The organism is Nonomuraea jabiensis (assembly GCF_014204795.1).
Taxonomy (GTDB): Bacteria; Actinomycetota; Actinomycetes; order Streptosporangiales; family Streptosporangiaceae; genus Nonomuraea; species Nonomuraea jabiensis.
Window position 1 is genome coordinate 3848386 of the sequence record NZ_JACHMB010000001.1, and the last position, 10789, is coordinate 3859174.

General features: G+C 71.7%; 9 protein-coding genes. 3 read left to right on the forward strand and 6 right to left on the reverse strand.

The annotated features are described in order from the left end of the window. Window positions 1-19 precede the first annotated feature (19 nt). Window positions 20-1807 (forward strand): bifunctional metallophosphatase/5'-nucleotidase, encoded by a 1788-nt coding sequence (locus tag HD596_RS17530; RefSeq protein ID WP_185070352.1) that lies wholly within the window; start codon window positions 20-22, stop codon window positions 1805-1807. 253 nt (window positions 1808-2060) lie between these two features. On the opposite strand, the gene HD596_RS17535 is transcribed toward HD596_RS17530, so the two are convergent. Continuing rightward, window positions 2061-2366, reverse strand: coding sequence for a nucleoside triphosphate pyrophosphohydrolase family protein (locus HD596_RS17535; RefSeq protein WP_185070353.1), 306 nt, complete (start codon window positions 2364-2366; stop codon window positions 2061-2063). A 30-nt stretch (window positions 2367-2396) separates the two neighbouring features. Further along, window positions 2397-3764, reverse strand: a complete 1368-nt coding sequence (locus HD596_RS17540) for a sensor histidine kinase (protein ID WP_185070354.1) — start codon at window positions 3762-3764, stop codon at window positions 2397-2399. 174 nt (window positions 3765-3938) lie between these two features. Here HD596_RS17540 and HD596_RS17545 point away from each other — a divergent pair, with 174 nt between their 5' ends. Beyond that, window positions 3939-4916 carry an NAD-dependent epimerase/dehydratase family protein gene (locus HD596_RS17545; protein ID WP_185070355.1) on the forward strand — a complete coding sequence of 326 codons (978 nt, stop codon included), beginning with the start codon at window positions 3939-3941 and terminating at the stop codon, window positions 4914-4916. 425 nt (window positions 4917-5341) lie between these two features. Here the strand turns inward: HD596_RS17545 and HD596_RS17550 are convergent, their stop codons facing one another. The 3 genes from HD596_RS17550 to HD596_RS17560 form a co-directional block, all read right to left on the reverse strand. Beyond that, on the reverse strand, window positions 5342-6994 hold the full coding sequence (locus HD596_RS17550; RefSeq protein WP_185070356.1) for an FAD-binding dehydrogenase: 1653 nt from the start codon (window positions 6992-6994) through the stop codon (window positions 5342-5344). A gap of 244 nt (window positions 6995-7238) precedes the next feature. After that, window positions 7239-7622, reverse strand: a complete 384-nt coding sequence (locus tag HD596_RS17555) for a hypothetical protein (RefSeq protein WP_185070357.1) — start codon at window positions 7620-7622, stop codon at window positions 7239-7241. Window positions 7623-7739: 117 nt separating this feature from the next. Beyond that, on the reverse strand, window positions 7740-8279 hold the full coding sequence (locus HD596_RS17560; RefSeq protein WP_185070358.1) for a hypothetical protein: 540 nt from the start codon (window positions 8277-8279) through the stop codon (window positions 7740-7742). 221 nt (window positions 8280-8500) lie between these two features. Between HD596_RS17560 and HD596_RS17565 the strand changes: the two genes are divergently transcribed. Beyond that, window positions 8501-9721 (forward strand): MFS transporter, encoded by a 1221-nt coding sequence (locus tag HD596_RS17565; RefSeq protein WP_185070359.1) that lies wholly within the window; start codon window positions 8501-8503, stop codon window positions 9719-9721. 21 nt (window positions 9722-9742) lie between these two features. On the opposite strand, the gene HD596_RS17570 is transcribed toward HD596_RS17565, so the two are convergent. Continuing rightward, the gene (locus tag HD596_RS17570; protein ID WP_221519377.1) at window positions 9743-10765 is read right to left on the reverse strand and encodes a LacI family DNA-binding transcriptional regulator; all 1023 of its coding nucleotides are present in this window, start codon (window positions 10763-10765) and stop codon (window positions 9743-9745) included. Window positions 10766-10789 lie beyond the last annotated feature (24 nt).

The window sequence follows — 10789 nt, forward strand, 5'->3', positions numbered from 1 at the left end:
CGCCGTAACGTCTTGGGCCATGACGTCTCGTTCCTTCCTCCGGCTGGCGCTGGCCGGAGCCGTCGCCTCGGGTGCGGTCATGCTCGCCACGCTCCCGGCGGACGCGAGCAAAGCCCCTCGTACGGTGCCCGTACGGCTGCTCGCGCTCAACGACTTCCACGGCAACCTCGAACCCCCCACCGGATCCTCCGGCCGCATGGTGGACGAGAACGGCCAGACCGTGGACGCCGGTGGCGCCGCGTACGTCGCCACCCACATGAAGGCCCTGGCCGACAAGAACACCATCGCCGTGGCCCAGGGCGACCTCATCGGGGCGACGCCGCTGATCTCGGCGGCCTACCACGACGAGCCGTCGGTCGAGTTCCTGGGCAAGCTGGGGCTCAAGGTGGCCGCGGTGGGCAACCACGAGTTCGACGAGGGCTACACCGAGCTGCGGCGCATCATGAAGGGCGGCTGCCACCCGGTGGACGGCTGCTCGCCCGCCGGCCCGTGGAAGGGCGCGACGTTCGACTACGTGGGCGCGAACGTCCTGTTCAAGAACCGCAACGAGAAGACCGACGCGCTCGCCGCCCTCGGCGGCTCGGACTCGGCGCAGGTCAAGCAGGTCCTGTCGGACTGGGGCGTGCCCGCGCTGCCGCCGGTCAGCATCAAGTGGATGAACGGCGTGCCGATCGGCTTCATCGGCCTCGTCACGCAGACCACGCCGAACATCGTCACGGCCGAGGGGATCAAGGACCTCAAGTTCGTGGACGAGGTGAAGGCCGCGAACGTCGCCTCGAAGCTGCTCAAGCTCGTCGGGGTGAAGGCGCAGGTCGTCCTGGTGCACGAGGGTGACCAGGTGAACGCGGGCCAGTCGCCCGACGCCTGCAGCGCCGTCCCGGGGGCGGGCAACCGCATCGCCACGCAGGTGGACCCGGAGATCGACGTGGTGCTCAGCGGGCACTCCCACCAGGCGTACCTGTGCAAGGTCAAGGACCCGGCGGGCAACGACCGCGTCTACTCGCAGGGCGGCTCGTTCGGGCGGGTCATCACGCAGGTGGACCTGAACGTGAACGTCAAGACGCGGGACATCGACCGCGCCTCGGTCGTCGCAGACAACCACGTGGTGACCCGGACAGTCACCCCGGATCCCGAAATTTCGGCGTTCGTGCAGACGTGGAAGGACCGCGTCGCCCCCGTCGCCAACAAGCCCGTCGGCAAGATCACCGCCGACATCACGAACACGGCCGCGCCCTCCGGCGAGTCCGCGCTCGGCGACCTCATCGCCGACGGCCAGCTGGCCGCGACGAAGACCGGCGGCAACGCCCAGATCGCCCTGATGAACCCGGGCGGCGTGCGGGCGTCCCTGACGTACGCGTCGTCCCCGGCCAACGAGGGCGACGGCGTCGTCACGTACGGCGAGGCGTTCACCGTGCAGCCGTTCAACAACCTCATGCAGGTCGTCACGCTCACGGGTGCCCAGCTCAAGACCGTGCTCGAGCAGCAGTTCACCGGCGGGCCCAACAACCAGCCGTTCGCCAAGATCCTGCAGCCGTCGTCGAACTTCACCTACACCTACAGCCGGAGCGCCGCCTGGGGCTCCAAGGTGTCGAACATGAAGATCGACGGGGTGCCGGTGACGGACACGCAGTCGATCCGGGTCGCCGCGAACAACTTCCTCGTGGGCGGCGGTGACGCCTTCGCGGGCTTCAAGGACGGCACCGACCTGTGGAGCGGGCCGCTGGACATCGACGCCTTCGTCGAGCAGCTCGGCAAGGACAACCCCATCGCCCCGCCGGCCACCACCCGAATCACCGCCGTCGACTGATCCGTGATCCCGGTGATCACCACCGGGATCACTGTCGTCGACCGACCCGTCTTTTCTCCGGCCCGCCCGTTTCCTCTCGGGCGGGCCGCCCTCTTTTCGCCCGCTTTTCTCCGTGCGGCCCGTCTCCCGCCGCACGTGGTTTTTCATCCTGTACGGCAGAGCACGGCCGGCACCACCCGCCGCACGTGGCACAGGACCTCCAGGGTGACGCCCGCTGACCCGCACGGGGCCGGCCGCCGTAACGGCGCACCCATCAGCGCTTCCAGGCCAGCCACTTGCGCGCCACCTCCGCCTCCAGGTCCACCCCGTGATGGTGGGCCAGGAGGACCACGTGGCACAGCACGTCGGCCAGCTCCTCCCGGAAGCCCGCGTCGAGCTCGTCCGCCGTGCGCCCCTTGGTCCTGGCCCGGCCCGAGCGCATGAGGAACGCCTGGGTCAGCTCGCCGATCTCCTCCTGGAGCTTGAGCAGGAACCAGGTGTCGTCGCGCTCGATCCCGAGCTGGTCCGCGTACCGGCTGGAAATGGGTTCGATCTCGGCGGCGAGCTGGCGCAGATCCATGGGCGCGAGCCTACGGCAGACCGCGATCGATCACGGCTTCCCGTAAAGGGGGAGGGTGACCACGAAGCGGGCCCCGGGGAAGTGGTCGGCGACGGTGACGGTGCCGCCGTGGGCCGTGGCGATGTCGCGGCACAGGGCCAGGCCGAGGCCGCTGCCGCCCTTGTCCTTGGCGCGGGCGGGGGCCAGGCGGGTGAAGCGTTCGAAGACGCGCTCCCTGTCCTGCGGCGGGATGCCGTCGCCGTCGTCGGTCACGGTGACGATCACCTTGTCGCCTTCCACCGCGACCTCCAGGTCGATCCGGGTGGCGGCGTGCCGGGTGGCGTTGTCGAGCAGGTTGGTCAGCAGCCGGTCGAGCTGCATGGGGGAGCCGTAGACGGGGGCCGAGGCGCACAGGTCGGGGAGGATGGGCACCCGGCCGCCCGCGCGGCGGCGGATCTGGTCCTCGGCGACGCGGACCAGGTCCACCACGCGGCGCTCGCTGACCGCGCCGGCGTCCAGCCGGGCCAGCATCAGCAGCTCGTCGATGATGCCGGTCAGGCGGTCGGCGGCGGCCAGCGCCTGCTCGCCGGTGGCCCTCCAGTCGGTCTCGTCGGGATAGGCGCTGGCCACCTCCAGCTGGGCGCGCAGGGCCGAGATGGGGCTGCGCAGCTCGTGGGAGGCGTCGGCGACGAAGCGGCGCTGGGTCTCGGCGGAGCGTTCGAGGCGGTCGAGGGTGTCGTTGGTGGTGGTGGCCAGGTCGGTGATCTCGTCGCCGGTGTCGGGCACGGGTACGCGCCTGCTGAGGTCCTGGCCGGTGATCTCGGCCATTTCCGCGCGGATGCGTTCGACGGGGCGCAACGCGGACCCGACCGAGATCCAGGTGATGCCGGCCACGCTCACCAGGACGAGCGGAGTGCCAATGAATACCAGGACATATATCCATTTGAGGGCTCGGTCCACATCGGTCAGCGAGGACGCCCCGTAGACCGTCACGGGGCCCCCAGGGGTCTGCGTCGTCAGGGCCATGACGAGGTAGTGGGTCTCGGGCTCGTCGGGGTTGCGGGACACGGTGCGCTCGGCGAAGCGGACGGTGTGGGGCCAGACGGGCCTGAGGTCCGCCAGCCGCAGGCCCTGGGCCGGGTCGGGACTGCTCGCGAGCAGCCTGCCGTCCGCCGTGAACACCTGGAGGATGTGGACGCGTGACGGCGTCTCCAGCACCCGGGGCAGGGTCCCGGCCCGCGCCTCGGCGGCGACCCGCCGTACGGCCAGCTCGACCCTCGCCTGGACCACGCCGCGCAGGTTGTCGGGGATGGTGGCGAGCGTGATGGTGGCGGTCGCGATGAAGACCACGGCCGCTATCAAGGTCGCGACCGTGGTCAGCCGTGCGCGGATCGAGCGTGGAAACAGCCGTCTCACCATCCCGTCCCGTCCCAACTGCATCACTGTCTGTGACATTTACCCGTGCACGGCCGTCGCAACATGACCGGACGCCCGCCCGAGGCCACCGGCACCACCTGCGTTTTCGCTGGTGGCGATTCCGCTCAGGGCGTGCACACCTACCGCGTCCGGGCCCGGTGGGACATGGTGGATGCCATGAGGCTTCTGGTGCTGGGCGGTACGGAGTTCGTGGGGCGGGCGTTCGTCGCCGAGGCGGTGGCGCTGGGCTGGGAGGTGACGACGTTCAACCGCGGCACCCACGAGCCGCGCGACGGCGTGACGGCGCTCCGCGGCGACCGGACGGCCCCCGGCGGGCTGGCGGCGCTGGAGCGCGGGGAGTGGGACGTGGTGGTCGACACCTGGTCGTGGGCGCGGGCCGCGGTCGGTGCGACCGCCTCGCTCCTGGCCGGCCGGGCCGGCCATTACGTCTACGTGTCCAGCCGGTCGGTGTACGCACCGCCGGTGCCGTTCGGCGCGGACGAGAGCGCCCCGGTCGTGGCGGTGGCGGCCGACGACGGCGACGGCGACTACGCCAAGGACAAGGCGGGGGCGGAGCTCGCGGCGGTGGCGGCGTTCGGGGACCGGGCGCTGCTGGCCCGTGCGGGCCTCATCCTGGGCCCGCACGAGAACATCGGGCGCCTGCCCTGGTGGCTGAGCCGGATCGCCCGCGGCGGCCCGGTGCCCGCCCCGGAGCCGCGCGACCTCGGCCTGCAGTACATCGACGCCCGTGACCTGGCCGTCTGGTGCCTGGCGGCCGCCGAGCGCGGGCTCGGCGGGGCCTACGACGTGGTGAGCCCGCCGGGATTCGCGACGATGGGGCAGCTCCTGGAGACCTGCGTCAAGGTGACCGGATCGGATGCCGAGCTGCGCTGGCTGCCGGCCGAGCAGATCCTGGCGGCGGGCGTGCAGCCGTGGACGGACCTGCCGGTCTGGCTGGTGGGCGAGGACTACGACTTCTTGCACGGGGGCGACGTGTCCAAGGCGCTGGCGGCGGGCCTGCGGTGCCGTCCGCTGGAGGAGACGGTGGCCGACACGTGGGAGTGGCTCCAGAGCATCGGCGGCCGGCCCCCGATGCGCCCGGACCGGCCGAGCGTCGGCCTCGCCCCGGAGCTGGAAGCCCGGCTGCTGAGCTGAGGGCCCCCATAGGAGCTGAGGGCGCCCGGAGGAGCTTGAGGGTGTCCGGGGGTGCTGGGGGTGTCCGGGGGTGTTGCGGGGGTCCGGAGGAGCTTGAGGGTGTCCGGGTGCTGAGGGTGCCCGGAGGAGCTTGAGGGTGCCCGGAGGAGCTTGAGGGTGTCCGGGGGTGCTGAGGGGATCCGGGGAATGGTGACGGCCACCCCGGCCCCCTCCGCGGGCTCTCGTCAGAGAACGGAGGATGGCTCGTGATGGCCGCGGTCAACAGTCTGCCGTCCGGGCGGTGGCCGCCGCAGGCGATTCCGACAAATGCTCTCGACTTTCCGCAAGCCATCATGTCGTCCGGTCAACGATCCGAGGCCGAGCGGGGGCCGGGTCCTCCCTGACAGTGGCGTTCTCGCCGCGCTACGGCTGCCTGTGGAGACAGGTCAGCGTGCCGCGGCGCGGCCGGCCTGGCGGCCGGAGAAGAGGCAGCCGCCGAGGAAGGTGCCTTCGAGGGCGTTGTAGCCGTGCACGCCGCCACCGCCGAACCCCGCGATCTCGCCCGCTGCGAACAGCCCCTCGACGGGCTCGCCGCCCGGCCCCAGGGCGCGGGAGTCGAGGTCGGTCTGGATGCCGCCGAGCGTCTTGCGCGTGAGTACGTGGAGCATGACCCCGATCAGCGGCCCGGCGGCGGGATCGAGGATCCGGTGCGGGGCGACGGTCCGGCCCAGCTTGTCGCCGAGATAGCGGCGGGCGTTGCGGATGCCCTGGACCTGGGAGTCCTTGCTGAACGGGTTGGCCACCTGCAGGTCGCGGGCCTCGATCTGGCGGCGCACGAGGTCGGTGTCGAGCAGGGGTTCGAGCGTCAGCTGGTTCATCTTGGCGACCAGCTCGTCCAGGGTGCCGGCCACGACGAAGTCGGCGCCGTTGCGCATGAACGCCTCCACCGGGGCGGGGGCGCCCTTCCCGAGCAGGCGCTCCAGGAGGAACGCCTTGCGGTCGTTGCCGGTGATGTCGGGGTTCTGCTCGGAGCCCGACAGGGCGAACTCCTTCTCGATGATCTTCTGGGTGAGCACGAACCAGGAGTGGTCGTGGCCCGTGCCGCGCAGGTGGCGCAGGGTGCTCAGCGTGTCGTAGCCGGGCAGGCACGGGTCGGGCAGCCGCCGCCCCAGCGCGTCGAACCACATGGAGGAGGGGCCGGGCAGGATCCGGATGCCGTGGCCCGGCCAGATCGGGTCCCAGTTGCGCAGGCCCTCCGTGTAGTGCCACATGCGGTCGCGGTTGACCAGCCGCACCCCGGCCTCGGCGCTGATGTCGAGCATCCGGCCGTCCACGTACGCCGGCACGCCCGTGACCATGCTCTCCGGCGCGCTGCCCATCCGCTCCGGCCAGTAGCGGCGCACCAGGTCGTGGTTGCCGCCGATGCCGCCGCTGGTGATGATCACCGCCGGTGCCGTCAGCTCGAACTCGCCGATCCTGTCGCGGTTGGAGGCCACCCCTCGCGGCGAGTCGTCCTCGGCCAGCAGCGTGCCCCGCACGCCCTGTACGGCTCCGCCGCTGACGATCAGCTCGTCCACCTGGTGGCGGTGGTGGAAGGTGACCAGCCCGCTGTCGGCCGCCTGCCGGACCCTGCGGACGAACGGCTTGAGCACGCCTGGCCCCGTCCCCCAGGTGACGTGGAAGCGCGGCACGGAGTTGCCGTGCCCGTCCGCGCGCAGGTCGCCCCGCTCCGCCCAGCCGACCGTGGGCAGGAACTTGATGCCCAGGCCGTCCAGCCAGGCCCGCTTCTCCCCGGCGGCGAACTCGACGTAGGCCCGCGCCCACCGCACGGCCCAGGAGTCCTCGTCGTCCAGGCGGTCGAACTGGGCGCTGCCCTGCCAGTCGTTCCAGGCCAGCTCGAAGGAGTCCTTCACGCCCATCCGCCGCTGCTGCGGGGAGTCGACGAGGAACAGCCCCCCGAACGACCAGAAGGCCTGGCCGCCCAGGTTGGCGGCGTTCTCCTGGTCGACCACGGCGACCTTCTTGCCTCGGGAGGTCAGTTCGCAGGTCGCCACCAGACCGGCCAGCCCGGCCCCGACGACGATGACGTCAGCGTTCATGCGCCGATGATTCCACCTGACCAGCACGCGCCATAAGCCGCCCGAGCCCTGATTTCGGGCGAGCGCCCGGTCCGTCAGGCGGCAGGGCCGGCGACGGGTGCCCTATCCGTCAGGCGGCAGGGCCGGCGGCGGGTGCCCTATCCGTCAGGCGGCGGGTGTCCCGGGCCGTCAGGCGGCAGGGCCCGGTCGCCGTCGCGGGGTTGCTGCCGGACGGCGGCCGGGCCCTGCCGGCGCGGCCGGAGGTTCAGGTCTTCCTTCTGCTCGTCGTCCCTCCTTTGGCGGGGCTGCGCGTCGAAGCCATGCCGCTGGTCGGTCCGGGAGACAGATGATGCTCCAAAGACTTCATGATCTCCGGTGCCAGGACTTCTGCCAGCGCCGGCGCGAGAGCGTCCGCCAACGCGGACGACAACACCTGCGTGAGCAGGAGCCTCTCCATCGGCGACGCCTTCGACGCGGTACGCGAGGTCGACGAGAGGGCCGATTCGATCAGGCTCGCCATGGGGTCCATGCCCCGGGCGCGGGCCTTGGTGGTCTGGCCGGACTCGCTGAGGATGTCGCGGATGAGGTCGTCGATCATGGACTCCAGAGGGTTGTGCTCGGATGAGTTACCGGTTTGCTCCGGCGCCATGAGGTGCTCCTTTACGGTCGGTGTGAGCCGTCTCCCGATCTCCCCTTGCCGGGAAACCAGGAGGCGGCGTTCTTCCTTGCGGGCCGGCGGGCGCGGTGGTCGGCGGTTGTCGGGCGGTTATCGGGACGCAAGCGCGGCCAGCATCAGCGGGTGTTCGATGCCGGCTTCTTCGCCTTCCGTGCGGCGGCGCATGAGCGCGGCGAGCAGGAGAGGGTGCTCGATCATGCTCATGCCGCTCTCCCTGCGGCGGCGCATGAGCATGGCGAGGAGGAGCGGGTGCTCGATGCCGGTCTCTTCGCCTTCGGTGCGTCGGCGCATGAGCATGGCGAGCAGGAGGGGGTGTTCCATCATGCTCATGCCGCCTTCCTTGCGGCGGCGCATGAGCATGGCGAGGAGGAGCGGGTGCTCGATGCCGGTCTCTTCGCCTTCGGTGCGTCGGCGCATGAGCATGGCCAGCAGGAGGGGGTGTTCCATCATGCTCATGCCGCCTTCCTTGCGGCGGCGCATGAGCATGGCGAGCAGGAGCGGGTGCTCGATGCCGGTCTCGGTGGTCTCCTCGCGGCGGGCCGCGAGTGCGGCGAACATCAGCGACTCGAACGCCTCCCGCTCCTCGGTGTCGCGCTCGGTCGTCTCGGTACGCTCTGCGGTCTGGGTCATCGGATTCCCTTTCAGGCACGGTCGTGTTGCCGGAGATGCATGCGACCGATACCCGCGAGCGATAGGCCCCATACGCGCAAAGAGCGTGTCGCACCGTTCCTGACCTGGCCTTTTACGTGGATCGCCGCAGCGCTCACCCGGGTGCTAGGACCATCGGCGTAGAACGCCTAGGGCGCGCGGCGGATCCGAAACCGGCCTCGCGCGTGCTGATACTCCTGCTCATGTCGATCGCCTCCGCGCAGCGCCAGTCGGGCGTGCGGCCGTTTCTCGTCGGGATGTTCGTGGACGCCCTGGGCAGCGGCCTGTATTACCCGCTCACCCTGCTGTTCATCCACAGCGTCACCGGCCTGCCCATGACCGTGGTCGGGCTGGGGGTGACGGCCGCGGCCGCGGTGGGGCTGGCCGCCAATCCGGTGGCAGGCGTGCTCATCGACCGGTTCGACGCGCGGCGGGTGCTGATGGGCACGTACGTGCTGCGCGGGCTGGGCTTCGCCGCGTACCCGTTCGTGGACGGGTTCGCCGCGCTGATCGTGGTCGCGGCGGTGGTCGCGTTCGGAGACCGGGCCTACTATCCGGCCTCCGGCGGCTACATCTCGGTCCTGGCCACCGGCGCGGACCGGGACCGGCTGTACGCGCTGATGTCGACCGCCAGGAACGTCGCGTTCGGCCTGGGCGGGCTGCTGTCGGCGGGGGTGGTGTCGCTGGGCGGCACGACCGGCTTCGTGGTCATCGCGTCGGTCAACGCGGCCAGCTTCGTCGTGGCCACCGGCTGCCTGGTCCTGTCGGGGCGGCGCGCACCGGTGGAGCCGGCGCCGCCGGAGCCGGGCGGCTACCGGCGGGTTCTGGCGGACCGGCCGTTCCTCGGGCTGGTGGCGGCCGAGCAGGCGTTCACGCTGACGCGCCTGGTCCTTCCGGTCGCGCTGCCGGTGTACGCCGTCACGGTGCTCGGCGCCCCCGCCTGGCTGCTGGGCCTGCTGTACACGCTCAACACGATCCTGGTGGCCGTGGGCCAGCTCGCGGTCCGGCGGCGGCAGCGCGCCGCCCGCCGTACCCACGCCATGGCCCTCGGCGGAGCGGTCCTGATCGTGTCGTGCGTCGCGTACGCCGCGGCGGCCGCGTTTCCCCCCGGGCCGCCGCGTGTCATCGCCCTGGTGGCGGCCACCCTCGTCTTCACGGCGGGCGAGCTGATGCACGCCACCCCGTCCTGGGCCCTGGCCGCGGCGGCGGCACCACCCGCCCTGCGCGGCCGATACCTGGCGATCCACCAGCAGACCTGGGCCATCGGCAACGTCGTCGCCCCGGCCGCCTTCTCGGCCCTGCTGGGCGCCGCGCCGGCGCTGCTGTGGGGCACGCTCACCGTCCTGCTCGCGCTGGCCGCCCTCACCCTCCTGCGCCTGTCGCGCCGCCTCCCGCCCGACGCCGTCGCCGCCCCGGGCGCCTGAGGCCTCCCCCTCATCACGGGTCTAGGTGATCCCCGGCAAGTCCGTACTCTCCCGAAATGCCAGTCGATGCGGCACGCACACCTCGTGTGCCTTGTCCGTCCCGCCGCCCAGCCGCTCGGCCAGCAGGTCCACCGCCGACTGCGCGATCAGCGCCTTGTCGGGCGCCACGGTCGACAGCGTGGGCGTGGCGAACCGGCCGTCCTGGATGTCGTCGAACCCCATCACCATCACGTCGCCCGGCACCTCGTACCCCCGCTTGAGCAGCGTCCGCAGGGCGCCCAGCGCGAGCGTGTCGTTGAAGCAGAAGACCGCGTCCGGCGCGCCGGAGTCGAGCAGGCGGCTCATGGCCTCGGCGCCGTCGGCGCGCCCCCAGCGGGCGACCGGCGCGACCAGCGACGGGTCGGCGGGGACGCCGGCCTCGGCGAGCGCCTGCCGGTAGCCCTTCAGCCGCAGGCGGCCCGTCGCGGCGACGGCCGTGCGCTGCACGCCGATGGCGGCGATCCGGCGCCTGCCGCGCTCGGCCAGGTGCAGGGTGGCCGCCCGCGCGGCGGCCACGTTGTCGATGCCGACGTGATCGTACGGCGAGCGCCCCGTCCCGATGCGCTCCCCGAGCAGCACCATCGGCGTACGCTCGTCGCGCCCGGCCAGGTCCTTGCCCGTGAGCGCGAGCGGGCTGAACAGCAGCCCGTCGATGAGGTGGTCGCGGATCCCGGAGATCACGACACGTTCCTTGGCCCGGTCGCCCTGGGTCTGGTCGATGAGCACGGTCCAGCCGCGCCGGTCGGCCGCCTCGATGACGTTGGTGGCCAGTTCGGCGAAGTAGGGGTTGTCCAGGTCGGGCACCGCCAGCGCGACCACGCCGGAGCGGCCCGCGCGCAGGCTGCGCGCCGACAGGTTCGGCCGGTAGGAGAGCTCGGCTATCGCCGCCTCCACCCGGGCGCGTGTCTCCTCGCTGACATGGGGATAGTCGTTGACCACGTTGGACACGGTCTTGATCGACACCCCGGCCAGCTCGGCGACGTCCTTCAGCCTCGGCCGCACCATGCCCCCTTCGCCATCGGAACCCTA

Bases quoted from the DNA above. Each gene is read 5' to 3' on its own strand.
- HD596_RS17530 (WP_185070352.1), top strand. From the start codon at position 20: ATGACGTCTCGTTCCTTCCTCCGGCTGGCGCTGGCCGGAGCCGTCGCC.
- HD596_RS17535 (WP_185070353.1), bottom strand. From the start codon at position 2,366: ATGGATCTGCGCCAGCTCGCCGCCGAGATCGAACCCATTTCCAGCCGG.
- HD596_RS17540 (WP_185070354.1), bottom strand. From the start codon at position 3,764: ATGGTGAGACGGCTGTTTCCACGCTCGATCCGCGCACGGCTGACCACG.
- HD596_RS17545 (WP_185070355.1), top strand. From the start codon at position 3,939: ATGAGGCTTCTGGTGCTGGGCGGTACGGAGTTCGTGGGGCGGGCGTTC.
- HD596_RS17550 (WP_185070356.1), bottom strand. From the start codon at position 6,994: ATGAACGCTGACGTCATCGTCGTCGGGGCCGGGCTGGCCGGTCTGGTG.
- HD596_RS17555 (WP_185070357.1), bottom strand. From the start codon at position 7,622: ATGGCGCCGGAGCAAACCGGTAACTCATCCGAGCACAACCCTCTGGAG.
- HD596_RS17560 (WP_185070358.1), bottom strand. From the start codon at position 8,279: ATGACCCAGACCGCAGAGCGTACCGAGACGACCGAGCGCGACACCGAG.
- HD596_RS17565 (WP_185070359.1), top strand. From the start codon at position 8,501: ATGTCGATCGCCTCCGCGCAGCGCCAGTCGGGCGTGCGGCCGTTTCTC.
- HD596_RS17570 (WP_221519377.1), bottom strand. From the start codon at position 10,765: ATGGTGCGGCCGAGGCTGAAGGACGTCGCCGAGCTGGCCGGGGTGTCG.